General features: G+C 50.0%; 21 protein-coding genes. 3 read left to right on the top strand and 18 right to left on the bottom strand.

What is annotated here, in order from left to right:
• Nucleotides 1–71: 71 nt before the first annotated feature.
• The 18 genes from ACQ4N7_RS06415 to hepA all read right to left on the bottom strand — a co-directional run bounded on the left by ACQ4N7_RS06415 (nucleotide 72) and on the right by hepA (nucleotide 21,239).
• The gene (locus ACQ4N7_RS06415) at nucleotides 72–1,235 is read right to left on the bottom strand and encodes a hypothetical protein (protein WP_430710785.1); all 1,164 of its coding nucleotides are present in this window, start codon (nucleotides 1,233–1,235) and stop codon (nucleotides 72–74) included.
• 297 nt (nucleotides 1,236–1,532) lie between these two features.
• On the bottom strand, nucleotides 1,533–2,657 hold the full coding sequence (locus ACQ4N7_RS06420; protein WP_430710786.1) for a glycosyltransferase family 4 protein: 1,125 nt from the start codon (nucleotides 2,655–2,657) through the stop codon (nucleotides 1,533–1,535).
• A 7-nt stretch (nucleotides 2,658–2,664) separates the two neighbouring features.
• Nucleotides 2,665–3,909, bottom strand: coding sequence for a glycosyltransferase family 4 protein (locus ACQ4N7_RS06425; RefSeq protein ID WP_430710787.1), 1,245 nt, complete (start codon nucleotides 3,907–3,909; stop codon nucleotides 2,665–2,667).
• A gap of 17 nt (nucleotides 3,910–3,926) precedes the next feature.
• Entirely contained in the window at nucleotides 3,927–5,198 is a 1,272-nt protein-coding gene (locus ACQ4N7_RS06430; protein WP_430710788.1) for a glycosyltransferase family 4 protein, read from the bottom strand.
• A 206-nt stretch (nucleotides 5,199–5,404) separates the two neighbouring features.
• A complete protein-coding gene (locus ACQ4N7_RS06435) occupies nucleotides 5,405–6,316 on the bottom strand; it encodes a sulfotransferase domain-containing protein (protein ID WP_430710789.1) in 912 nt (303 codons plus the stop codon).
• A 37-nt stretch (nucleotides 6,317–6,353) separates the two neighbouring features.
• On the bottom strand, nucleotides 6,354–7,475 hold the full coding sequence (locus ACQ4N7_RS06440) for a glycosyltransferase family 4 protein (protein ID WP_430710790.1): 1,122 nt from the start codon (nucleotides 7,473–7,475) through the stop codon (nucleotides 6,354–6,356).
• Between the two features lie 317 nt (nucleotides 7,476–7,792).
• Complete coding sequence (locus tag ACQ4N7_RS06445; protein WP_430710791.1) at nucleotides 7,793–8,899, bottom strand: glycosyltransferase family 2 protein; 1,107 nt, start codon at nucleotides 8,897–8,899, stop codon at nucleotides 7,793–7,795.
• 12 nt (nucleotides 8,900–8,911) lie between these two features.
• Entirely contained in the window at nucleotides 8,912–9,823 is a 912-nt protein-coding gene (locus ACQ4N7_RS06450) for a glycosyltransferase (RefSeq protein WP_430710792.1), read from the bottom strand.
• Between the two features lie 165 nt (nucleotides 9,824–9,988).
• Entirely contained in the window at nucleotides 9,989–10,987 is a 999-nt protein-coding gene (locus ACQ4N7_RS06455) for a glycosyltransferase family 2 protein (protein WP_430710793.1), read from the bottom strand.
• A gap of 387 nt (nucleotides 10,988–11,374) precedes the next feature.
• Nucleotides 11,375–12,271, bottom strand: a complete 897-nt coding sequence (locus tag ACQ4N7_RS06460; RefSeq protein WP_430710794.1) for a sulfotransferase family protein — start codon at nucleotides 12,269–12,271, stop codon at nucleotides 11,375–11,377.
• Between the two features lie 104 nt (nucleotides 12,272–12,375).
• A complete protein-coding gene (locus ACQ4N7_RS06465; RefSeq protein ID WP_430710795.1) occupies nucleotides 12,376–13,251 on the bottom strand; it encodes a sulfotransferase domain-containing protein in 876 nt (291 codons plus the stop codon).
• A gap of 68 nt (nucleotides 13,252–13,319) precedes the next feature.
• Nucleotides 13,320–14,444, bottom strand: coding sequence for a glycosyltransferase (locus ACQ4N7_RS06470; protein ID WP_430710796.1), 1,125 nt, complete (start codon nucleotides 14,442–14,444; stop codon nucleotides 13,320–13,322).
• On the bottom strand, nucleotides 14,441–15,367 hold the full coding sequence (locus ACQ4N7_RS06475; protein ID WP_430710797.1) for a sulfotransferase family protein: 927 nt from the start codon (nucleotides 15,365–15,367) through the stop codon (nucleotides 14,441–14,443). Before ACQ4N7_RS06475 ends, ACQ4N7_RS06470 begins: the two co-directional genes overlap by 4 nt.
• Before the next feature lie 230 nt (nucleotides 15,368–15,597).
• On the bottom strand, nucleotides 15,598–16,506 hold the full coding sequence (locus tag ACQ4N7_RS06480; protein ID WP_430710798.1) for a sulfotransferase: 909 nt from the start codon (nucleotides 16,504–16,506) through the stop codon (nucleotides 15,598–15,600).
• A 58-nt stretch (nucleotides 16,507–16,564) separates the two neighbouring features.
• Nucleotides 16,565–17,449 carry a glycosyltransferase gene (locus ACQ4N7_RS06485; RefSeq protein WP_430710799.1) on the bottom strand — a complete coding sequence of 295 codons (885 nt, stop codon included), beginning with the start codon at nucleotides 17,447–17,449 and terminating at the stop codon, nucleotides 16,565–16,567.
• 6 nt (nucleotides 17,450–17,455) lie between these two features.
• Nucleotides 17,456–18,517, bottom strand: coding sequence for a glycosyltransferase family 4 protein (locus tag ACQ4N7_RS06490; protein WP_430710800.1), 1,062 nt, complete (start codon nucleotides 18,515–18,517; stop codon nucleotides 17,456–17,458).
• A gap of 24 nt (nucleotides 18,518–18,541) precedes the next feature.
• On the bottom strand, nucleotides 18,542–19,291 hold the full coding sequence (locus tag ACQ4N7_RS06495) for a sulfotransferase family protein (protein WP_430710801.1): 750 nt from the start codon (nucleotides 19,289–19,291) through the stop codon (nucleotides 18,542–18,544).
• A gap of 91 nt (nucleotides 19,292–19,382) precedes the next feature.
• Nucleotides 19,383–21,239, bottom strand: a complete 1,857-nt coding sequence (gene hepA, locus ACQ4N7_RS06500; protein ID WP_430710802.1) for a heterocyst formation ABC transporter subunit HepA — start codon at nucleotides 21,237–21,239, stop codon at nucleotides 19,383–19,385.
• Nucleotides 21,240–22,230: 991 nt separating this feature from the next.
• Between hepA and ACQ4N7_RS06505 the strand changes: the two genes are divergently transcribed.
• The 3 genes from ACQ4N7_RS06505 to ACQ4N7_RS06515 all read left to right on the top strand — a co-directional run bounded on the left by ACQ4N7_RS06505 (nucleotide 22,231) and on the right by ACQ4N7_RS06515 (nucleotide 25,891).
• A complete protein-coding gene (locus ACQ4N7_RS06505) occupies nucleotides 22,231–22,971 on the top strand; it encodes a hypothetical protein (protein WP_430710803.1) in 741 nt (246 codons plus the stop codon).
• Between the two features lie 156 nt (nucleotides 22,972–23,127).
• Nucleotides 23,128–24,483, top strand: a complete 1,356-nt coding sequence (locus ACQ4N7_RS06510) for a right-handed parallel beta-helix repeat-containing protein (RefSeq protein WP_430710804.1) — start codon at nucleotides 23,128–23,130, stop codon at nucleotides 24,481–24,483.
• A 679-nt stretch (nucleotides 24,484–25,162) separates the two neighbouring features.
• Nucleotides 25,163–25,891, top strand: a complete 729-nt coding sequence (locus ACQ4N7_RS06515; RefSeq protein WP_430710805.1) for a hypothetical protein — start codon at nucleotides 25,163–25,165, stop codon at nucleotides 25,889–25,891.
• Nucleotides 25,892–25,896 lie beyond the last annotated feature (5 nt).

A 25,896-nucleotide genomic window follows, 5' to 3' on the forward strand; every position in this document is an offset into this window, starting at 1 on the left:
ACAACAACATTCTGCGTTGGCAACCCAAACCCGGATGCTTTTGGATGGGCCAAGCAGACTAAGCAAGAAATTTATGAATCTAAAGTTTCAAGGGAATTAGTCACCTGTTGCCGAAGGCGATGCTGAGCCAGAGAGAATCGTGCTTGTCGTGCCTCCCGCGCCTCATGCCACTGCAATCCCAGCAGAATAGCAATAGTGACTACCTGACCTGGTTCCTCCATTTGGGTCAAAATGAAGCCAAACACCACTGTACTCAGCAGAAAGAACTTGCCTGCGTCATCTACACAGAACCAGCGCCAGGCTACGTAGGCCAGGTATAGGTAGCTAAATAGGCCCAGAAAACCCAGATCGCCCCAAATACCAGACCAGGTAAATAGAGGAAAATACACTGTAGATTGTCGAGCAATCCAGCCGCTGGTGACAACGTTAAACACGGCTTCTGAGGCCGGATGAGTCGTTGAACCCAGCGGGGCTAGCAGGCTGGCATAGTCTCTCAAGATCCATCCCCCCAGTCGACTGACGCTGTGGCCAGGGCCGAGACCAAAAAACCAGTTCAGCAGCGATGTATAGTAGGTTGGAATAATGCGAAATGCAGCGGTTTTAGTCAGAGTTGCTTCGCCGTCTGGTCCATACAGTCCATCGCGCAAAATCCAGTTGCGATAGGGGGCCAAAAAGGCGTAGTCGAGGTTAACCACCGCCCAGTAAAAGACGCCAATTAAAACGGCCATCACCATGGCGTAGATCACCAGCTTGCGAAAGTACTGCACCTTAGTGAGCACCAGCAAGACTCCCCCTCCCATGAGAGCGAGAAATACCTGCTTTGAGTCTGAGATTTGGGTCTGAAGAATTCCTGCAATAAGTAGAGAACTACGTATCCACAGCGGCTTTTGTTTATAGTAGTTAAGTACGTACAGGCCCACATAAATGGTTACCGTACAGGAGATGTAGTTGCCTGCGCTGCCACCACCACCGCCAAAAACCCCGGCAATATTATCCTGTACCGTACCTCCATCGGGTTTAGGGTATAACCCTACAGGAATAAAGATCCACTGAATAAAAGCCAATCCAACGTTAGAAATCGCAAAGATCAGAATCCATCGGCGGAACCGTTCCAGATTTTTTCCGGTTAAGGGGGCCATCACCATGGCTGCCAACAGCATGTAAGGCTCAGCCAAAATTATGAAGTAGATAAAAACATTAATAAAGCCTGCCCGGTTGAGTAAGGCACTAGCCATCATAACAGCTAGCAAAAGACCCACCGCGAAGGATAGATCTCTGACGATCCTGGCCTGCACGCGATCGCGTAAAGGAGCCGTTAGCAGCACAACTCCAGTTATCAAAGGGATGAGCGCAAAATGCACAAAATTAAGCGCCGATGGAGCCCCAAAATTTGTCAGTAGGCGAGGGTAAAAAATCGTAGCGTAGCCCCACAGCAGTAGGGTTACAGCCCTCAGTCGTCCTTTATTCTTTGAAAATAGAACTGGTGTATACATAGTCTAGGTAAATGCCCTGGAATAGTGATTTTAGGCTTGCTAGCGAACGAGACTGTACAAGTCCAGATAGTGCTGAGCAACGGTTCTTTTCAAAAAAGCAGGATTGATGTAGCTCTCCCTCGGCACTGGCTGAGCCAAACGACGTTCTATGGCCTGTACCAGGTTTGATACTGGCGTCTCAGCCAGGGAAAAATAACGACAATGGGGAGAGGCAATCTCATGAAATATAGGAATGTCTGAGCAAACAACCGGACAGCCAAGGGATTGAGCTTCTACCAGGGGCAGACAAAACCCTTCCGTGGAAGAAGGCATCACAAACAGTTGGGCATGTTCGTACAACCATCGCAGTTCGCCGTCGCTCAGACCCGATAAAAACCGCACCTGCCCCTGTAGATTGAGGGTTTGCACCAGCTGATAGAGTGCGTCGGTTTCAGGGCCGTTGCTGCCAACCAGCAAAAGCTTTGTGCATGGGGTCAGCCGCGAGTTATGCCTGAGCTGGGCGTAGGCCTGAATTAATAGATTTAAATTTTTATTCTTGCGGTGCTGGGCCACCCCCAATAGAAACGGCTTGTCGGCATCGCGGCCAAGCTGAGCTGGCGCTACAGGTTCACCTTCGGCAAAATCTACTGAGTTGTAAATTACTCTGAGTGGCTTTTGGGCAGACAACGCAGGAAAGTAAGCCTTTAGAGCACTGAGGGTAACTTGAGACACACAGGAGATGCCGTGGCACTGACTGACGCACTGCCGCAAAAACCCCTGGTTGAACCAAACCTGCGGGTAGCCAAAATTTTGTGGGCACTCGTAGGGGTACAGATCGTGAACAGTCGCAACCACTGGAGCTTTAAACCAGCGGTGAATAATCGGAAACGGAAACGAGAGATGCACGATATCAGGCTGGAGTTGATTAGCCAGGCGAGGGAGTTCTTTCAGGAACCAAACGTTGCGGCTAACAGAACTATTTTTGATATCAACGTCAAGCAGCTTAATTTTAGGCGAGCCTAGATCAAAGCTGTTGGCAAAGTAGTCAACTTGCCAACTGCCGATAATCACGGTTACCTGGCTAACTTCAACGCGATCGGCCAGGCACTGGGCCAAATTAACCCCGTGGCGGCAGACCCCAGTTGGTCTTTCCGGTCGATGGAGAACGGGAATCAGAATATGCATAGGCGTCTTAGCTCACCTCGACGGCGACAGGGCGGGCGGTAGCCTGATAGAGGTGATCTAGCCGTTCTCCCACGACCCGCCAGCCATAGTTTTCGCTGACTAGGGTACGCCCGGCAGTCCCCATGGCTTCCCGCAGGGCAGGGTCTTGGGCTAGACAGACCATCGCTTCGGCCATGGTTTTAACGGTTTGGGCCGGGGTCTGGGCCGCAACTTTGAACCCGGTTTCTGCCGTCACCTGCACAGCTGGGCCGCCCAAATCAAGGCAAATCACGGGCCTGCCGGCAGCCATTCCTTCAATACAGACCCAACCGCCTGAGTCGTGCAGGCTGGGGTGCACCAGCACGTGACACTCGCTCAACTTTTCGAGGGTTGCCTCGCGACTGAGGCGACCCCAAAATTTGACGCGATCGGCCACTCCAAGGGATTGCGCCATTGTCTGTAGAGCCTGAAGTTCAGGTCCATCACCCACCAGCCAGTATTCGGCACTGGGCAGGTTGGCCTCAGCAAAGGCCCGCAGCCCCAGGTGGTAGCCTTTCCAGTGCAGCAGCCGCCCCATGCTAATAAACCGCACGGGTGCATCAGGGGGTAAGGCATACTGCCGGAGTGCCCACAACTCGTCTTCGAGGAGGCCAACCTCGGGCACGATTTGAACCTGTTGTGCCCCCATCTGGCGCAGTCGGGCGGCGGTATCGGTGGTGGTAGCCCTTACCACAGCGCTCTTTTGAGCGGTGAGGCGGGCGAAGGGATCGATCTCGCCCAGTTTACGCACCAGATCGCGGCCCAGTTCGTAGAACCGCGCCCGCAGGCTAAAGTCTTGCCAAAACGGAGCTGGGGCGGTTTCACCGCCGCCAACTGGTCCCCAGATCAAGGGGATGGGCAAAAAGGCCAGAAAACTAGGGCTGGAATATTTGACGAAGGTGACGTGGTGGGCCAGATCAAAGCCGATGTCTTGGTGCAGCTTTTTGGCGACGAAATAGGCTTGAATCTGCCACAGGTAGTAGTGAATTTGCATGGCCCCCGACTGGCCCCACCGCATGCTGTCCTGCCAGAAGGGCAGCGTAAAGTAGACAAAGTGTAGGTTGGGTACCGGGTTGCGAGCCAGCTCGGCCTCGATCGCAGCTTTGCTTTCGTCGGGTCGAGTCAGAACCCAGACCTCGTGGCGCTTGGCGACTTCGCGGGCCACGTTCCAGCCGACGCCCCGCTCGGAGCCCCGCCCAGGTTCGCAGGAATAAGCAGAGATTAGGACCTTCATCGGTACGCTCTTTTAAGCTAGTGGGACAGGGTGGGAACGGTTGCAGACCGGGCCGGGGGCATCTCGGGCTGACCAACATTGGGGCTGAGGCCGCGCCGCTGGCGAATGCGGTTGGCCACCTGAATAAACGACTGCACTGCAAAGTTCAGGTCTTGGCCATCAAAAACCTCCATGGAGCGCTGGCTGTAGCGCTGGCGAGTTTCGGCATCAGCCATATCGACCATTGCGGCGGCTAGGGCGCTGACGCTGCCATAGCGGTACACCAGACCGTTGTGGCGGTGAACCACGGTGTCGCTGTAGCCCCAGTTGCCGCAGCGATCGCTCAAAATAGGCGGGCAGCCAGAGGCCATCGCCTCTGACACCACCAGCGGGTGAGGGTCGATGCGCGAGGTACACACAAAGCAGTGCATGGCGGCATAGTAGAGCGGCAGCTCCGACTGGTTGACAAATCCCACGTTGATGACTTCGCCGTTGAGCTGGGCCAGGCGCGCGTTGATCTCAGGCTCCAGATCGCCGCCGCCCAGCATAATGCCGCGCATGCGAGGATTTTGCTGGTGAGCCTTGACGATCGCCTCAATAAATTCAAACGGCGACTTGCGCTCGATGTATTTGGCCACAAAGCCGTAAAGCAGCGTATCGTCGTCCCAGGCATGCTGGCGATGAACGCGCTGAATGTCAGCCTGGCGGTGGGTGATCGTTTGGCGGTAGCGATCGCCATCTACCGGATGACAGCCCCGAATAATTTTGTCGTCGGCAATGCCGTAGTGGCGGAGGTGAATTTCGTTGTGGTCCCCGCAGGAGAGCCAATAGTCAGCTAAATTCATCATCCAGGGGTACATGAACGACATCACCACCCGTCGCGGTCGGCTATAGCGCCCGTCAGAGAGAATCGTGGCGTCGTTTTGCATAATCAGCGGAATGCCTCGCAGCTTGCAGAGCAGCGCCGTCAATCGGTAGGAATAGTTGACAAAGCTTTGCATAAATACCGCATCAAAATTTTGCGGCGTTAGCTGGTCAATCAGCTCTGGGCTAATGATGGTTTTGCGGCGGGTGCCGGGTACTTTGCCAGAGAGATCTTTCAAGTAGTGATAGTCATAGCCGCTGAGCAAATCCACATCCCAAGCCTGGGCGCTATTGCCCAAAAGTTTATCCCCAGCCTGCTGATTTTCAGCCGAGAGATACAGCACCTTGACCGATAAATTAGGCTGCTCACTCAGCTTTTTCCACAGTGGGCCATGGTGCTGCGTGGGGTGAGTAAACACTACCCCCAGGCGAAATGGCGTCGTCATAGTTCTTATTCCTTACGTATAGACAGCGGGGCTAAGTAAGTAGATCTGATTATCTATAAAACGCATTTCGACTTCGCTCAATGCTCGATCCGTTGCTGGGCAGAGGGTTGAGCGGAGTCGTTCACGACGTGTCTCTCGAAGGGAGAAAACCCGGAAACTTAACTGGATTTAGGTTGGCCCTCCTACTTATATCTAAAGCGTTATAACTACCAATCAAGACTGGTTTCGTAGCCCAAATCAATCAGTAGCTCGCCAGCAACTCGCTTAAACGCTTGTTTGTGGGAGTCTTTAAAGTATTTTTGCCAGCCGCCAATTGAGCCTTTGCCGCCTTTGACGTAGGTGTGTGACTCTTCCGGGTTCATGGCTCGCGACGAAAACCGGGTTTCAATCTCGTTTTTAGGCACCGACACCCCAAGATGATCTAAGATTTGCTCGACCCGGTACAGACGCTTATCTTCAGAACCGCCGCCCCGTTCGCCGACTAAATCTTCAAACCGAATAGCGAGGGTGTCGGCCTGGCTCAGCCAGCCCTTCCACCGCATAAAGTCTTGGCCGATATCGGGTTGTGAGAGGTTTGAGCCCAAGGGCGAGCCGAGAGGAACCCCCTCAATAGTGTGCATGAGCTGCTGGTCAAAATCCGGCAGCTGGCGATACAGCGGGTGCAGAAAAATGCGCTCTTCTTTAGTCACCCAGCGGGCGTGGGACACGGCCACATCGCGTAAATCTCGGTAGATAAAGAACAGCTTGCAGCGATGCTCGCTAAAGATATTGAGCACCTCGTCGCTATACATGAGGTGACTGCGAACAATAGACTGGCTCGGGGCCGAACCAATCTTCCAGCGAATGTGGGCTGGAGTGTTCATGATGCCGCACAGGGCCTGCACCGAAACGATGTCATCCCACTGCTTTAGGCCCGGAATTGAATAGAGAATTTGATACAGTAAGTGGGTGCCGCTTTTGGGATAAGAATTACAGATAACAAGCTGTTTAGATGCACCTGGGCTAGTAATTTTTTCTTTAAGGTACCGGCTTAGAAACAGTGTATCTCTAGCCTGAAGTCGAAGACTATTCTTTAATAGGTAACTCAATGGGGCATCCCTCCTTGGCGTTGGCAACACAACTCAGCTCTAAGCGACCTGGCTCCAATCGACGGTCTCATCCCTTTTTCAGGACATCGAGGTAGGCATCCGTAATCTTTTGGGCGGTTTTTTCCCAGGTAAATAGCTTTATTCTCTCCAACCCTCGCTCTACCAGGGTGTAGCGCAGCTGAGAATCGTCCCACAGCTGTCGCACCGCTTGGGCGATCGCCCCCGCATCCAGCGGGTCAACCAGCAGGGCCGCCTCCCCTGCCACCTCTGGCAGCGCGGTCACGGTTGAGGTCACGACAGGGGTGCCGCAAGCCATGGCCTCCAGCACTGTCAGACCAAACCCTTCATAGATTGACGGAGCCATCAGCACGTCGGCGGCACTGTAAATCTGGTTTAGGGTAGCCAGGTCGGGCTGCCCTAGATAGCTGACATGCCCCTGGAGGCCGTGGTCGTCAATCCACTGCCGCTGGGCAGGGGTAAAGTCGCTGCCCACCTTCCAGAGATGCACAGGCATGCGATCGCGCAGCTGCGCTAGAGCCTGAAGAATGCCCTCCAGGTTTTTGCGGGGATTGTTTGACCCCACATTGAGCAGGCAGCAGGTGGGTTCGCTCAGGCCGTAGCGCTGCCGCACCAGGGCGCGATCGCCCGCCGACTGTAGCCCCAAACCAGGGTTAACCCCGTTGGGGGTGACGGTCATCTGCTGGGGCGGAATGCCCAAATGGTGGGTGACGTCTTTGGCCGTGTAGTGGGAGACGGTGAAAATGCGATCGGCCTGGGCCATACCGCGCAGGGCGTACTTCCAGGTGGCCATGCTCACCCAGGGCAGCCTGGCCCGGCCCTGAAACCAGTCGGGGCGAACTAAGTTAATAATGTCATGGCAGGTGACCACCGTCGGCAGCCCCAGGCGGGCCAGACGCGGCACCAGGTAGCCATCGCTGTGGTCGATGATGTGGACAATATCGGCCTTGAGGTGCCGCAGCGATCGCGGGTAGCACCAGTAGCGCTGGTAGTACTTGTGCAGCCCCCCTCGCCAGGATTGCTGCACCTGCCGCAGGGCGTCACCGGCCGGAGCAATTTCCACAAAATCCCAATCGGGCCGCACGGCCCTGAGCGCGGCTACCACTGCATCGGCATAGATATCCATGCTGACTGAGGCTCCGGGAGCCCGCCGCAAAATAGCAATACGCATAGGAATTAAAATAAAAACAGCAGGCTCAAAGCACAAATAACCGCCCTAACAACCCCAAAAGAGGCTGAATGCGGTTGAATACCTGCCCTTGCCGTAGAACTCAGCGTGCTGTGCCCTAGCAAGTTACAGGTCGTATAGCCATCGCCAGAGCGGTTAAGACACAATCGATACCCTTGAAGCAATGGCTATACGCCATTGCGATGCCCCAATGTTTACCGTGGCAAGGGTCAGTGTCCTAAGCACAATGACCATAAATCAGAGTGAACAAACTCAAGCTTCAGATCATGTTCTGTGGGGTGAGCCAACTTCAGCTCAACCTAGCTCGGATCAGACCTCACCACCCCAGCCCCCGCAGGAGCACTGACTAGACTGCGCACCCCCGTCAACAGTCGCTGAACCGCCTGAGGCCGCTGATGGGGGGCAAACAACCACACGATCGCAGGTTTAGCCAACGTGCCTGGCATCAGCCCCACCCACAGAAACCAGAGGCTAAAAATTAGCCGTTTAGGAGCGTTGTAGTCGGAGTAGCGCCACAGGGCGCGAATGCCCAGCCAGGTCAACCGCCAACGAGTGTCGCCCGGTACCGGATGCCCCTGTGGGTCAAACCGCAGCGACGACAGCCGCGACCACACCCGCCCAAAAGAGCGCATGTACAGGTCTTCTGGCACCGCGTAGCCCAGGCGCGGTGCCCAGGTTTGCAGTAGTTCGCAGCGCTGTAAATCGTGGCGAATAAAGCGGTGAAATCGACTGCTGCTGATGGTCGCCATAGCCCACTGATTGCTGTCGTGAATGCGGTAGGCCCCCAGGGGCTCTTCTACCGTAGCCACCTCGCCATAGAGCGGAATCAGCACCGACAAATAGTCGTCGGAGGTGGTGGCATACTCGCAGGCGATCGGGGTGACTTGGGTGAGGGCATGGCGGCTGAGGGCGTTGCCGCTGGTAGGGGTGCCGTTGTAGGTGCCCATTTTGAGCAGGGTGCGCCATACCTGGCCCGCCGCCAACGGCAGGCTGACCGGAGGCAGGGTATACCCCCGCTGGGTACCGCCGCTGTCAACCACATCCAGCCGATAGTGAACCTTAGCCAGCCCCGGTCGCCAGGCGGCGACGATGTGCTCGACCGCCTGGGGGTAGAGGTAATCGTCGGCATCGAGAAAAATAATGATGTCGCCCGTGCTGGTCGCAAAGCCGCTGTTGAAGGCGGCCCCCTGCTTACCGTTGGTGGTGTGCAGCACAGGAATGATGCGATCGCCATACCCTGCAATTAGCTGCCGCGATTCGTCGGTAGAGCAGTCGTCCACCACGATCACTTCAACTCTGGGGTAGGTCTGGCCCAGGGCGCTCTCGATCGCCTCGGCTAAAAAGCGCTCATAGTTGTAGTTATTGATAACAATGCTAACCAGCGGCGCTGACTGCTCAATCGACATTGGGCCTCCTCCCTAGCTGCGCTCAGACACGCCGCTGCTAAACTGCAACCTAAATCGCTCCTGAATGGCCACCCAGCGCAGGCGCAGCATGACCACCGTAAACTGCCACTTTTGGCCGAAGCCCCGCAGGCGAGTATCTTGCCAAGTGCGCCAGAAAAAGCGAAAGGGTGGCTTTAGAAAAACAATAAAATCCTTCAGCAGAGCCATTTTTGACTGTTTTGCCAGAGTTAACATATCGTACCGTCCCCCCATAATCCGCACCGATCGCTTGCGCAGATCATCCCAGGTGTTGCGAGCCGGATGATTAACCTGGGCGTCGCGACTGTAAAGTTGGCGGTAGCCAGCGGCATAGACTCGCTGTCCCCATTGCTTGTCCCCCCCAGACTTGAGCGATTCGTCAAAGGGGCCAACGGCCGCCAGCACATGCTTGAAGGTAAACAGATTGGCGGTGACGCCAAAGTGATCGTTAGCCAAAAACTGATCCTGCGGAAAGGCCAGGGCAATGGTCTCGTAAAGCTCGTAGGGGTTGGGGCGATCGCGGTCCTGGGCAAACAGCTCAACATGCCCCGCCACCAATCCCACATTGGGCTCGCTCAGCAGGGTGGCAACCCCCCGCTCTAGCCAGGCTGGCTGGGGAATACAGTCGGCATCGGTAAAGGCAATAATCTCACCCTGAGCTAGCTCGATCCCTCGATTACGGGCAATATACGAGCCAGGTCGCGGCTCGTGGGCCAGCCTCACCCGCTCAAACCCGGCCACGGCTGCCGCGACGTCCTCATCAGAGTTGTTATCAATCACAATGATTTCGTGGCGATCATCGGGGTAGGTTTGCTGGGCCAAAGCCTGAAGACAAAGGCCCAGGTGGGCATTGTCGTTATAGACCGGAATAATAATCGAAACAAAGGGATACGAAGGTATAGACATAGCCTGGGTTAGAGTTGATTAGCAAGTTCTGTCGCGATCGCTAGCCCTGACTAGAGCACCGCTCACTTAGGCAAGTGAGCGCCTAGTTCCGAGTCAACTCGGACCCCGGCTTTGCCTAGTCGGCTAGACAGCTTTTTCGCAAGCGAGCCACCGCTATCCCTATCTCTATACAAAGCTCTTAAAGCGCAACCGGAAACGGTAGTAGGCAATCATCAAATAAATCTCTAGGCGCTTAAGCCAATTGCTTTGAGCCAGATAGGTTTGCAGCATTTGGTCACAGTCAGCGTCGGCGCAATAGTCGCTGGCATGGCTGCTGCTGCGGTAGGTGGCATAGCCCTTAGCTAACAACTTCTGGCTAATTTTGCTCAGCTCAGGAAAATTTTGTTTAATCCAGTAGCCCGTGGTCGTGTAAATCTCTCCAAACATGCGTCGTTTCTTATCGACATTGAGGTTCTTATAGTAGTTGTTATGAAACCTATAAACGCCTAAATTTCTTGTCGTTCTATAGCCCACGCTTAACCCCACCGCAGGGGTTTTAATGTACAAATCTGTGATAGCCATACCAGAAAGGCCCTTGATCGCAGGCAGTGGAAATAGCTTTTCTGCTATCCGACGCGAAAAACAAAGATTGGAGGTGGAGGGCGTAAAACCAGGAATTTTACCCTGTCTCAGCTGTTGTCTAAAATCGATTTTCTCAATCTGTTCGCTCACTGGCATAGCGCGAATAGTCTCGAATAGAGAATCTAATTTCTCTAAACCAATATCCTCAGTTTCAATGGGGGCGGACTCGGTAAATACCCAGTCCACGTCAGAGGCTGACCGAAACAGCTCGACCACGTGGGCCAACCGCTCTGGCAAGAATAGATCGTCGGCATCGAGGAGGCAAATGATGTCGCCACTACTCGCAGCAAAACCCGCGTTAAGGGCTGAAGCCTGGCCACCGTTGGGCTTGAGCAGGGGAATGATGCGATCGCCGTAGCTTTCAATCACCTGAGCCGACCCATCAGTAGAGCCATCGTTGACCACAATTGTCTCGACTTTGGGGTAAGTCTGCCTCAGGCAGCTCTCAATCGCCACAGGCAAGAATTCGGCATAGTTATAGTTCATGATGATGACGCTCACCAATGGCAGCGATCGCCCCTCATCGACATATTCCTTTTCCATAGTACTTAAAGACCTAATATGACTTCTATCTTTAGCTTTTACGGTTGTCTCTGCGCCCTAGGCATCTTCAATCAAGCAAATATAGCGATGGCCATTGCACTTAGGAGACTAGGAGCATCCCAGTTTTTTAGTCCTTACCCCAAATCCCTCGCCAAAAGCGAGAGAGAAACAGCGTATAGCCATCGCTTTCAGAATACTGGTTGTATCCCAAACGTTCTGACAATGGCTATAAGGAGGAGGGGCAAATTAGACCCAGCTTAAGTTTTCGGGTTTTCTCCTTTCGGAAGACACGATGTGAACAACTCCGCTCAACCCCTTGCTCAGCAACGGATAGAGCATTTCGACTTCGCTCAATGCATCGTGTAGATAACCAGACCTATTTACTCATCACTCCTTTATCCAATGCGACAAATCCCGCGAAATCAGCCGCTCTAGCTTACAGATGTCATCGTGGTAGCAGTTTCTTAGCTGGGCCTTTAGCTGGGGCTGAATCGGATCTTTTTGGGTATAAAAGATTTTTTTCAAGGGCTTTGAAAAAGCAGCATACGTCTCTGTAGGCAGCAGTGATCTTATTCGCTTTTTCAGGCTTCTATTCTTAAAGACATAGCGATTTAGCGTCAAGTTACGGGGTTTTAGTGATTTATTTGCCCGACTTAGTTCAGGCACAAAACCAGGATCTACTGCCAAAAAATCAAACACTTCAGCACAGACAGCCTGAGGATTTTGGTTAAGATCATCCCAAAGAATAATTTTAATTTTATCGTGCTCGAACAGCTTGTAGTAACGATTTACCTGCTCGTAATAAAAGCCCCCCTGCTTATAGAACCATCCCACCTGCCAATGCTGTTCGGCCCGAACGGGTTCCTGTACTAAAGCTTCTTCAAAGCTCAACGTTTCTCGACCATCGCGCAGGTGAAAGCAGTAGGCAGAAAAGGCTCGCTCGATGGGGTCCCGCAGCACAATCAAAATTCTGGCATCGGGGATAGTCTGCTTAATTCGCTCCGCTGACTTCTCAAAAAATAGATATTCCGTTGAGGCCTCGCCAATAGCAATTTCGTTGGTTACACCGTCAAACAATGCTTCATACTCTTGCCGCGACAGGCCCTTCTCGCGGTAAAGGTTGCCAATGGCATGGTGATAAAAGGTCGTGTAATACTCCGGGGCAAAGTACCTGGGCTCTTTGCGGGGACTCATGTAAACCTGAGGGTGCTGAGCCAGGTACTGATAGAGCGACGTGGTTCCTGCCTTAGCCGCCCCAACGATTAAAAAATTTGGCAACGTCATAGGTATAACCTTTGAAATCGATATTTATTATCAGTTAATACTCCACTAATCTAAAGAAATAGCTAAGCAATGAAATCTACCAAAAGACGGCTTTTGAACTGAATTTAAACCTCTAATCCCCACTGGCTAATATCAACGCCGTAGACCTGCTGTAGTCGCTTCATGTCGTCGCGCAACTCATCCAAAATGAAGCTGTACTGTTCCTCAGAAAGCCTAAACTTTTCCTGCACTCGCCCAGTGCTAAACCAGCCGCGTACCGTTGTCATGATAGGCTCTCGGTAGCTATGGGGCAACCGACAAATCACCGGAGAGGCCAGATATTTATCTACAGTCGGCCAGGCTCGATTGGTAATTTTCTTGCCCGTAGAGCTGTTGTGCTGTTTGCCCAGGTCAGAAAATTCAAAATCGGCATCAACTCCTAGAAATTGACAGACCTGGCTAAGAATTTTGCCAGGTTCTTTTCTGAGATCGTCAGAATTGAGCAGTAGAATATCTTCAGAGTCAAACCGCTTAAAGTATTCATCTAGCTGCATCGCATACTTTGAAACCTCAATAGCCGGGTAGGGAATGCCCTTGACAATCGGCTGCTTGTAGCGAATAGACCAGCGCTCTTCTAAGTCGTGGGTGCAGTGGGAAATAATGCGTTCGACCGGGTTCTTAATAATATAAATAAACTTAAACTTGACGTTTTCTGCTTTTGCCGTCGTTAGGATGCGATCGGCTGCATTGGGCAATCGCGGTATCTTGGAATAATTGATCGAAGCTTCCATAGCAATTTGATGCTGGTCAGGGTTGAGCTGCCAAAGACTTTGATAGTATCCAAAACCTTTTTCCCATGACCTGTCATGGGTAAAGAAGTTGGGTTCTTTGCTAATGCACTCTGCAATCTGGGGATGCTGAGCTAGATAATTAAACAGACTGGTAGTGCCACACTTCATAGCACCAAAGATAAGCAGATAGTTTTGTATAGCGGTGGCCACAGCTAACTCCAAATGTCTAAAAAATTAAAAGCTACTAAATACACAATCAAAACATTAAACTAAATAGTCTATTTAAGCCGTCCTCTCAGCAATTCATTGAATTGATCTTTATGGTTGTTGAAAGCAGAATTCAGGCTCAACTTTTCTTTTAACTCACTCACTCTATCGATTGAAACCTGTTGGCGTGAAATCAACTCAAAAATAGCTTTAGATAAAGCCTCGCCCGTATAGAGATCGAAGGTATTTATCGATTCGGGTACCAGATGGTTATATTCCTCGATCTGAGGAAGATCATAGGCAATAATATTCGGATTCTGGGCCGAAATCCAGGTAGACAGTGAGCCTGAGGCCGAACAGGTTTTAAATGGACATACAGCAATATCGGTAGCGGCAAGGTACAAGTTGAGATTATCCTCAGTTAGATAACCTGTCACCTGCAACCGATCGGCTACACCGAGCGATTTTGCTAGGGCAAATAGGCTTTCTAAGAAAGCTTCGGAACCAGGGCTACATTTCCCTGCAAATATAACCCTTACGTTCTCAGGCAGATTAGCCATCGCTTCTACCAGTATTTCATGACCCTTGCGACGATGAATCCATCCCAGCAGAGTAACTACAACATCTTCTTTAATGTTGAGTAGAGTTCGAGCTTGATGCCTATCAATTAAAAGGCTTCTAGCCTCTACAAAATGAGGAATGATTAATATTTTTTTGTCTACTTTTTTTCTGATACTGTCTATAGATAGCAGCCTTTTTTTCTCTTCTTTGGTGCAGACAAACAACAAACTAGCGCGATCAATTAGCAGTCGGAGAGCAGATGCCTTAAACCCATACATTGCTTTCAAGAAGGTGGCAATGTTGCGGAGTTTGAAGGGGTGCTGCTGCCAATAGACATCGTGTAGCGTAACAGCCAACGGCGCTTGACACCCGACCATAAATATTATCAGATTGATTACGCTAAAATTGTTGCCCCAAATGGCCTGGTTGTACTGAATATGAACAATATCTGCATCAGTCAAGGCCCTGGCGGTTTGCCAGAGAGTTTTGAGATTGTTGAGCCAGTTGGTGCCCAGCTGAGCCTGAGCTTCTAAAACTGACAGATTCTCGCTGCGCTTAGCCTCTGCTGCCAGCAGACAACCGTAGCGATGCAGCCCGTGCTCGGGCTGGCCTAGGTGTAGGTAGCCAATTTTCATCGCTTTATCTGTTTTTCTACGTACTGCCTAGCTCGATCGAGGGTACGCCTGGTTTTAAGTTGGGTTGCTACCCGCAAGACCTGCCAGTTTGAGGCGTATGGTTCGTAGCTCAGGCCAGTCATCTCTGCTTTGGCTACCCATTCAACGGTGGCAATTTCTTCGGCCGTCATTTCCTGTTGCCATCGAGTTAGCGAGTCGGAGCTGACGGGCTTAACGGCGTTGCCCTTCCAAGGTTCACGGCTAACGTTGACTCCTCTGGGGTCTTGCCGATAGTAGTCCAGCATGGCCATCTGAAATGGGAGACCTAAAAACTGGCAAACTGCTTTGAGGCTTGCTTCAGGATCAGAAACCAGGGCTTCGTAGTGCAGGCTGTAAATAGCGCCATGGGCAGGGGGGCACTGCCGAGCTGTTGCCATATAGCGTCGCCACACACCTGCATCACCAACAACGCTACCCGTGGTCCAGGGTACCTTTTTCCAAGAATTGACGACGGCGCGAGGGTCTCGAATAATATGAATAAAGCGAGCTTCAGGAAAAAATTCCTGAAGTATTTGCATGTAGAGCAGATGATTTGGCGTTTTTTCGCCAACCATAGTGACGGCACGCTTTTGACGAAACTGATCGAGCAATAGACCCAGCAGGTTTTTGTAGCTGCGTTCAAGGGTTTGAGCGATCGCTACAAAGTCAGCAGCCGATAGCTCCATTTCAGTAAACTCGGGCAGAGCGACAATGGCATGAAGCAATGCCTGGTAGGCTCGATCGTTCTCCAGATTGCCATATTGCTCACGCTTAAGCCAAAAATTGCGGATAAAGTGCGTTTCTGGCGCGATCGCAACCTCTGGATGAGCATCCAGCATTTGCTGTAGCAGGGTAGTGCCTGAGCGAGGGCAACCAACCAAAAAAATAGGAGCCAGTGTTGACATAGACGTACTCTCTTTCATCGTTAAGATGAATATCCCAACTGGTGCAATAGGAAACCTGCTTCTTGACTATGGCGTGACACCTCTAGGGGTAGATGCAGCGGTGAACATCGGATAGCAATTTCAAACTTGGTGTGCGATCGCGATCCAGGTTTGCCCAAGTAATTATTCTTAGAATATTTATAGTTTGTTGGCCATAGGCGCACTTAAACTTTTAGCTCACTAGGATTTTACTAAGCCATCCTAGACAATATAGATTCTGTTTTACCAAGCCATTTCACCACATAATCACTATTCAAAACATTCATTAACTCTTGGATATCATGTCTGTATTTCCCAGCTAGCAAAAATTCTATTTCCACCGGAATATTTTTCGCCACAGACACATTTTTTCGTTCACTCAAGTCTTTTTGAGGTAATTTAGAAGCGTCTAAATCAAGAAAATCGCAAACCTTTTGAATTAGATTTTGCGGGTTAGAAACTATTTCATCATAAAAACCGACAAACACCGATTCTTTGCCAAAAACCGAGATCCAATCATTGACCATGCGAACATATTCACTGCGCTTAGACACTTTAGGCTGATCTAAGATATGCCTAATTTTTGCTGATTCGTCGAGTTGATCAAATCGCCCTTTTGTATACTCAAATCGCACCTGAGACCACGCTCGATCTATAGGATTTCTCAACAGCAAAACAATTTTTAGCTTTGGCAATAGAGCTTTAATTGCCTGAATATCTTCCAAATCAATTAGAGAGTAATCAGGAGTAATTTCACCCTTGAGCAGATTCTCACCGTCAGCAAATAATGATAAGTACCATGGGTCATCATAGGATCCAAAGTAAAAACGCATCATCCAGCGCATTTGTTGCAAGCTACCCGATCGGACGGCACTGGTTAGATCTTCTTTCAGCAACCGACGAAATTCTTTGTGGTAGGTTTCTGATCCAGTGAGGCGGTTAAGAAGGTGCTTTTCTGATAAATAACTCCAGGATGGGTACTTGCGATCGCGGTCAAAATAGTGCAATTCCTTTTTGGGCGGCATCCAAACATCAGGATGGCTTTTTAGAATACTCCAAAGCCAGGTTGTACCTGCTTTTTGAGCCCCTATACCTAAAAAATCAACTGGACTTTGATGCATTTTAATTTCCTTTAAGGAATATTGATAGGCAAGAGCGTTTATATCGCCTAATTAATCTCTAGCTATTACTCCAATAGAGTCGAACGTTTACTAGCGCTTTGGCTACTTTTAAATACATATAGACATAGATCACTAAAATCCGTTTGCCAATACTTTTGATATCACTTCGAAGAAGAATGTGCCGCAAGTGGCTAACCGGAGGTTTGAGATCTAGCAAGGTTTCGTTAAGGAACCTGAGCGGCGATAGCCTCAACTTGTTTTTAATATAAAACTCACCCTCATAAACACGGCACAATTTCTGGCTTAGCTCTTTTAGCTCTGCCCGAGCTGGGTGGGATATTTCAACATCTTCTGCGTAGATCTGCTCATAACCAGCGGCATATACACGCTGGCCCCATTCGCGATCGCCCCCCGACTTTAGCTCTGGGTTAAACAGCCCCACGGACTCAAAGATAGCAGGGGTTGTGAACAGGTTAGCCGTCACCCCAAAGTGAAACGACTTAACGTACTTTTCTTGCTGTAAAAAGTGAAGACTGTCGTAAAGTTCAGCCGGAGTAGGGCTTTGGGGATCTTTAAACGAAAATTTAATCCGACCCGCCACCAGGCCACAGCCTCCGTATTTGAGCATTTGAGCGACGCCTTTTTCGATCCAGTCACTGGATGGAGAGCAGTCTGAGTCTGTAAAGGCCAAAATGTCGCCCCTTGCCAGAGCAATGCCTGTATTGCGAGCATTGTAGGAGCCAGGGTTGGCCTCAAAGGCATACCGCGCCTGAGTAAATGAGGTGACAATCTCCTTCAGGTCTTCGGTGGAGTTGTTGTCTACCACCACAACCTCATAGGCCGATTTGGGATAGGTTTGATCGTCTAGCAAGCTCAAGCAGGTGCGCAATCGCTCGCCGTCGTTATACACAGGGATAATGACTGAGACAAATAAATGGGTCATATCAGCCTACGCTCCAAAACAGGCCCGGTAAACGTTCACCGTCTGCTTGGCAACATCGTCCCAGTCCCAGGCTTGAGCCATGTTGTAATTGTGCTCCCCCTTAGCAGGGATAGTATCTCGCTGCTCAAGGGCCAACTGTAGGGCGGCAATTAGGCCATCCTGTTGTGCTGGCTCGTACAAAAAGCCGCCCTGCTCAGTCAGCACTTCAGTAATGCAGTCTTTTTTAGGTGCTAGGCAGGCCCGACCAAACGACATCGCTAGCATGACGGCTCCCGATGTCAGTATTTTGCGGTAGGGAAATACCGCTACATCGGCGGCATTCATATACACCTGAACATCGTCATCGGGCACAAATTCTGAAAACAAATCAATCGCAGGGTTAGCCTCTGCCCTGTGCTGAAGAGCTTGTAGCAGTTCTTTGTCCTTTGACTTACCAGCAATAACTAGATGGGCCTGGCTGGGGTCAAGTTTTTCAAAAGCGTCAATTAGTTCAGTGACGCCTTTATAGGGTCGAATTAAACCTAAAAACAAAAAGACAAACTTAGTCTCTGGAATGTTGAGCCGCTGGCGCGCTTGCTGGCGCGACACCGAGTTTTTATACTGCCCGATGTAGTTGGCATGGGGAATAACGTAGACTCGACGAGAGATATTGAAAGGAAACTGTGCAACCAGTTCCTTTTTCGCTGCCTCTGAGTGAACGATAATGGCATTGGCTAGAACCACAGTGACCAGAGTGCAAATGCGATCGAGTAGTGGCTCTCGGTTGTCGTGGTCTTTGATATTGTGAGCCGTCCAAACGACTTTTACCCCACGCAGCTTAACGATAGCTAGCCCCAGCACATATTTAAGCAAAGGGCGAAAGGCTTTAAGGGTAGAAGATTCACTGTAAAACTCGTGCAGCCAGTGAATGTGCAACAGTTCAGCCTTGCGCTTCGCAATCTCTTGCGGCAAATAAACTCGCTTGCCCTCTATGCCCTCTGAAATAATATCGAATTTAGCTAGGGCATCGGCCAGATTGAGTTGATAGGGGTTAACAGAGACAAATTTAGGATAAAAGCAGGTATTCATGTGGCTAGAATTTTCATTAATTTTTTAGTAACCTAACTCTCGAATTAGGTCTCCTGCTCTCATGTTAAGCAAAGCAGTCAGGATTGGATCCAACTTCTTTTTCCCAACTCCAACACGAGATTTATAAATTAATGACTTTTCATCACCCTCTTTTCTTCGACGTTCAGTAATCTCACTCGAATACCCTGCCTTATCAAGAATTTCCGGACTCCAAGGTTCATTCAGATAGTCAAACAGCGTTTTTAAGCTATTTTCTGGGTCCGCTACTAAATCTTCATACCGAATTTCAAAGTATTGGTCAGAACTCAAGGTCTTGCCAAATTTTCTAGCGCTTTTTATGCAGCTTGGCCAATCGTTTGTAGCATCTATCGCTCTTTTATAGCCCCATCTATCAAGATGAGACAAAACCACGTCATGCCCATCTCGAACAACATGCACAATTTGCATGCTAGGAAAAAGTGAGTATATGAACTCCAAGTTATACAAATATTTAGGAGTTTTATCTGCCCATCTTGATTTATTTTGAGACTGGGCGTATTCTGACTTAAAAGTTGAAAAGAAATCTGCTATCTTGTTATTCCAATACTCTTTTTCAAAGCCATATTTTTCAATTCTTGACCAATGGCCAGTTACAATTCTTTGAAGATCCTTCAAAAATGCTGTTTCTGGGCCGCAAGCTATATTTGGGTGAGCATCCAAAATACTTCTTGTTAATGTCGTTCCAGAGCGAGGGCATCCAACTATAAATATAGGCTTAACGGTAGAATCTGACATAATAAATAATTCCCTAAGTATTGACTGTGAACTGGGTAAAAACCAAAGATTCTTTTTCTAGAACCTTCAAGCAATTTTCAGGAAGAGTTTGCTAGCATCTGTTTGCAATTTCTCCTTGATATTGCATTTGGTGATATTTCCAAAGTTTTCCTTTCTTTTTTAGAAGGGCATCATATTCACCTTGTTCAACAATCCTTCCCTTTTCCATTACTACTACCTTATGGGCGTTGGCAATAGTTGAAAGGCGGTGGGCAATGGCGATAACCGTGCGGCCCTTGGCCAGCTTTTCTAGCGACTCTTGAATTAACCGCTCCGTTACCGAATCTAGAGCGCTGGTGGCCTCATCTAGGATCAATATTTCAGGATTTTTGAGCAGAGCACGGGCGATCGCAATTCGCTGGCGCTGTCCACCCGAGAGCCGTACACCCCGTTCGCCCAGTACTGTGTCAAACCCCTCGGGTAGGTCGTAGACAAAATCTAGGGCATTGGCCATTCTAGCCGCCTCTAGCATGTCAGCTTCGGTAGCATTTTCTACCCCATAAGTAATGTTGTTGCGTACCGTGGTGTTAAAAATAAACGTGTCCTGGCTCACAATCGCCATCTTTTGGCGCAGGGTGTTGATTTTGAGATCGCGCAGGTCAATTCCATCAATCAAAATGCGACCCTGGCTGGGGTCATAAAACCGGGGCAGCAGATCGGCCAGAGTCGTTTTGCCTGCCCCCGATGACCCAACCAAAGCTGTTGTTTCACCCCGCTTAATCGATAAGGTAATGTCGTGTAGCACTGGCTCATCGGGGTTGTAGGCAAAATCAACCGCTTCAAAATTGATTGATTGCTTAAACTCGGTCAACGACACCGTACCATCAATAAAGTAGGGCTTGTCGTCGCGGCGCAGCAGTTCATTAACTGCGCTCAGCGCCCCCTGGGAAGCAATAAACCCAACCCGAGCATTGTTTAAGGCTGAAACCAGCGGCGTAGTGCGAATGAGCACAAACAAAAACGTCAGCAGTTCTGCCGCCTTGAGCCGCCCAGTAGAAATGAGCAACCCATACGAGACCACTACCATACCCACCAGCAGCGTAGCGCCCAACCCCTCGATTAAGGGCTGTACCAGACTAGACAGCCGAATGACCCCTAGCTGCGAATCGTGAACCTTGCGAGTAGCTGCGTAGTAGCGCTTGCGCTCAAACTCCTGAGTGCCCGAAGCATGCACTGTGCGAATGCCGTTGATAAACGACAGGGCACTATTAGTAAAGGCTTTATTGGCTTTGGGCACCTCGAAACTAGCCTCGCGCACCCGACGGGTGAGTGAGGTCAACCCCACCGACATCAGCCCAAACACAAACACCGAGGTCAAAAATAGCTGCCACGACAGCAGCAGCATGGCTGCCAGGTAAGCCAGCACCTTAGACCCCATCACCACAAAGGTAGACAGCACGTTAAAGGCCGCCTGCACCTGGTTGATTTCTCCTCGCAGGGTGCTAATCAACGAACCGGGGCTAGAGGTGGCAAAGTAGCTGAGCTGAAAACTGGCAAACTGGTCGAAAACCCGGCGGCGCAGGCAGTCAACCAGGCTGAGTGCCGTGCGTTTGGCGTAAATGTTACCCAGGTAGTCAAAGACGGCCCGCAGCCATACCCCTACCAGCAGCAGCCCCGATAGCCGATAGATGCGCTCAGCAGCGGAAGCCTCGGTGGCTAGCACGACCTGGTCAAACCAGGCCAGCCCGGTGCGCAGGGCCGGTTCTTCGGGGTTGGTCAACCCCTGCAAAAATGCGGCAATAAAGCCTACAGTCAACCCTTCAAAGGCAGCGGCAACCAGAGCAAAGCAAACTGCCGCGATGGCAATCCAGCGGAAATGCCTGAACTCGCGCAAAATAAGCTGGTTGTCTTTCCAAAAGTCGGTAGCTTTAACCAGATTGCGAACGAAGGTAGGTAGCTTTAACTTCATAGGGAGGGTTTTCCTAAAACAAAGGCGACGGCCTGAGTCAGCCATCGCCCTTGAAACAACTATCACGATTAGTAGACTGTGAGCTTAGCAGCCCTTAAGCCATCATTGTCACTTTACGCTAGGGCCAATTGCGCTCGGAGCGCCGCAGACTGCTAGCCATCTCTATATTTATAGCTGTGGCCAAAGTTAACCTCGACCCTGCTTAACGTGTTTGCATAAGCAGCGCTTGAACCATTCAACTAAATGCTTCAACACTCAAAAAACTGCTTCCAATAGAACGAGTATCCATACAGTAAAACTGCTGTCGCTCTTACTATAGAGCGCTTTAATGGTAGTTGCCCATAGACACACCTATCCTGTAGTCTGCCCGATCGCCTGGCGGCATTCAGGAACAGGGCAAAGAGCCTGAGATCTTAACGACCGTCGAAGGCCCTTTGCATAGGAGTGGCTTAGGTTGTTATTTTCCTTTACAAGACTAAGTCGCCCACTCCGGAAACATTCGCCCTCAACCAACCCCATCAATTACGGTTCAACGTTTGGTGAAATCTGTATCAAAATCTCAAAAACGTCCTGATCGCAAAGTTTGTGGCCTATTACCTAGCGATCGCGCTTTGCTAGTCCTGCCCAAGTGTGCCCAGGGAAACGTTGGTTAAGAGATAGGCCAGCGATCGCCAGCCTACCAGCCCCGTAGAGCTGCCATTAGCCAAAAAAATTGCAGTATCTTCCGGATCTAAGGTTAAAGCGAGGTAAAGAGAAGGTAAATACAACCCTTGCTGTTGCTCCGCAAAGAACAAGAGCAAGGTGCAGGGTTGAGTCCATCTCACAGTTATCAAGTTTGCATGCTGCTCGAAAGCTAGCTACATTCCTCAGATCCTTTCTGTAGTTGGGGAACCGAGATAAAAACTACAAACGAAGATGCACTCTGCCCAATCGTTTGCGGACAATCGATCCGCAAATTCTTTTGCAAAAATGCCTACAACTTTTAACAATCATGCAAAAAGCCTTAAATCACTATGCAGAGGTAGCTCTCAGCCCGAATAAAATCGGTTTATTCTTATTAGGTGCCGTAGCGATGTCAGGGATAGGGCACATTGTTGTTCATTCATTAGCACAGTATTTTGACATCGAAAGCTTCCCATTGATGGGAGTATTCCGTTTTTTTAACATGCGTGATGAAGGTAATTTACCTTCATACATTTCGGCTCTAAATCTGCTATTTGCCGGTAGCCTGTGTGGATTAATTTTTTATCACGAAGCCAAGCTAAAAAAGCGCACTCCCTGGCACTGGCTGGGGCTATGTATGCTGCTTCTTGGCATGAGTTTAGACGAAGCAGCTCGAATTCATGACGGCATTGTTGGACCTCTTTCTGCACACTTCCTAGGCCGGGGCGAAGGCATTTTTTACTATACATGGTATCTGATATATATTCCTATAGTGGCTTCTATAGGAATTATCTATATTCCTTTTCTAAAACGGCTCCCATTACTTTTTTCGTCACGTTTTATATTGGCTGGGGCAGTCTTTTTGTCTGGGGCGGTTGGCATGGAAATGGTCGAAGCTTTTCTATTTTCGACAGGCCGAAATATAACCAACCGAAGCGTGGGCCTGAGTGTGTTTTTTGAAGAAACCCTAGAAATGCTGGCGGTGGTTATCCTCATCCACACGCTACTGCTTTACATCTCGACCTTTGGTTACGCGCTCAAGCTCACAACATCGAGCCGGAGCCACTAATAGCGGCCTTGAGTCATACAACGGCTTAACCTTTCAGCTTCAGAGTCCGGATTGTGGCCCAGCCTTGCCGTTTTTGTAGTTGGGGCGGTACTAAAGCTGAGCCACAGTGTCGTGGCGTTTGGTTTTGCTGCCCCGCCGTTGTTAACTCATTTTTTTATGACACGTTCCCTACTGCGACTGGCTACCCTGCTGCTGGCCCTGGCGGCGCTGCTGTTAGCGATCGCCTTTGGTCGGCCCGCCAACCCGATCGACCTAGCCGAGGCGGTGGCCAATGGCTCCCCCGGCGACACGATCAGTCTGCCACCGGGCACCTACGAGCTGTCTGCTCCGCTTGAGTTAAAACGCGATATGGCGCTGGTTGGCGCGGGGCCAGGGGCAACGGTGATTCAAGCTGCACCCGGCTGGACACCCGATCTTGCTGGGCTACCCCAGCAAGAAAACCCCCAGGCCTACCTGCTAAAGCTGATCAAAACCAATAACGTTCGTATTGCCAACTTGACCCTGAGCGGCCCTGCCCTGCACGGTGCCATCTATGCCGACAATGCCAATGGTGTAGAACTGAGCAACCTGCGCATCAAGGATTTTCAGTGGAGCGGCGTGCGCACCTTTCGCATGAACCGTCTCAAGGTTCACGACTGCCAGTTTATCGACGCTGGCGGCGAGGTGGAGTGGACCGGGGGAGCGCTGTTCACCAGCTACACGCGTAACTCAGAGTTTTGGAATAACCGAATTCAAAAATCTGACCATTTAGATCGCAACTTTTACGGCTTTAAAGGCCAAGGGGGAGAGTCAAACCGATTTCACCACAATGATGTGCAGGTCAACTTTTCCTTTGAGTTTCCGTTTGAAAACGAAACTGGCATTGAGATCGACCACAATCGTTTTGATGGCGTTATCTCTATTCCTAAGTTTGGCGGCGGACCGGTGCTGCGCAATAAGACCTCTTACCACATTCACCACAACTGGCTAAGACGATCCTACGCCCTAGAGTGGGCACGCAACTCGGCTGAGATTGACCACAACCTGTTTGACTTCGACCCCAGCCAGAACAACGGCAATTTAATTTCTAACTTTAGCGACGAACCAGCGGCAGGGCCAACCAATTTTCACAATAACCTCATTAAAAATCCGGGTCGGGGCATTTTCTGGACCGACGGTGTCTATAACCGATTTCGGTTCTATAACAATGTTGTCAAAGCCGAGGGCGGCGAGCAAACCCAGGGGCTGTTTGGCTTTAACCCCAATACCAATTTTGACACCATCGTGATTCGAGACAACATCTTCGAGATTACAGGCCCCACCCCCCGCCCGCTCATGCGCAACGATGCCAGCTACCGGGCAACGGTTCAAAACAATACCTTGACCAATGTGGCCGATGCCGAGCGCTTTGCGAACCGAGCCACCGGGGCCACCCGAGGACTGATTGAGCCCCTTAGATTTACCGTCGGCGTCGATGACGCTTACCAAGTCGAGGGTTGGACGGTTCAACCTGTGGGAACTGCCCGCTCCTAGCAGGCTGTGTTACCTTTGCACAGGTAATTTGTTGTCATAAAGCCCTTCTCAGTCTCATAAGGTACGGTAGTAGCAATGAGTGAACCAGTTTTTGAGAACTTCCAAGGAAATTTCGTCAAACGCTTCTTAAAGTGCTGTTTCTAAATTAGAATAGATTTTCGTTTGCATGAACGCAGTACGGACTTAATCTTCAACCAAAAATTCTTAACTGGGAAAGATTTAGTAGAGCACAGTAACAAGCAAACGCTTTGAAGCATCCGCCAAAATACTACACATTTGTACCGCTCTAGCCAGGAGTGCTACGAACCTGTTTGACTGCTGCCGCCAAACTTAAGTAACAGTTCCAAGCAACAACACAAAAATCCAGTCGCTCCTGGTTGGGCGACTGGATTTTTGTGTTGATTATGGGTTTAAAGTCTAGTACTTCTCCCCAGTAAATGTTGGACAACCTTAAAGAGGTAAACACCTGTTGATATATATCAAAGTATTAAAAATATCCGGATGAGATTATTCCAACAGTTTCAGAGCAATGCCTAGACAGACAGTTAAGCAAAGGTAAAAGGAAGGTAAAGAAAGCCGTCTTTATCACTCAGCATCAGGAACAAATAGTAGTTTGGTTCTAGAACTAGTGCGATCGCAACACAGTGTGCTCTATCGAGACCCTTACCACACGTGAGCAATGCAAAAAACCTTCAGCCGCCCCGTAGAGGTAGCCGTTAATCTGCCTCAAATCGCCTTATTTTTAGGAGCTACTGTAGCCCTATGTGCAGTAGGCCATATTGTTGTCCATACTTTGTCTTTTTTGTTTGACATTACCAACACGCCATACGTTGGAGTTTTCTTATTCTTCAGCATGAGCCAGGAATCTAACTTACCCACTTACATCTCGGCCCTCAACTTACTATTTGCTGGAGCCCTATGTGGAATAATTTCTGCCTATGAATTCAGTCAGAGAGGCCGAGTAAACTATCACTGGCTCGGACTTGCCGCTGGGCTAGTGCTGATGAGTGTAGATGAAGCCGCAAAAATCCATGAGGGTATTGTTGGCGTATTTATGGAAATGGCGATAGGTCGAGGAGAAGGCGTTTTCTACTATGTCTGGTATCTTGCCTACATTCCTATTGTCATAATCGTTGGATTTTTATATTTCCCTTTCCTAAGACGCTTGCCTTTGCGATATTCATTTCGGTTTTCTTTAGCAGCTCTCGTCTTTCTGGGTGGAGCTATTGGGTTAGAAATGATAGAATCTGTTTTGACGCAGGCTGAAATTAATACGGCTATTAGCGTGTTATTTGAGGAAACTTTTGAAATGCTAAGCATTGTCATCCTCATTCACACCCTTCTGCTGTATCTTTCAGAGAATAAATTTACCCTAAATCTAAATTTTGCAGGCTTAAAACGAATTTAACCTGC

This window comes from Nodosilinea sp. AN01ver1 (assembly GCF_050565655.1).
Classification (GTDB): domain Bacteria; phylum Cyanobacteriota; class Cyanobacteriia; order Phormidesmidales; family Phormidesmidaceae; genus Nodosilinea.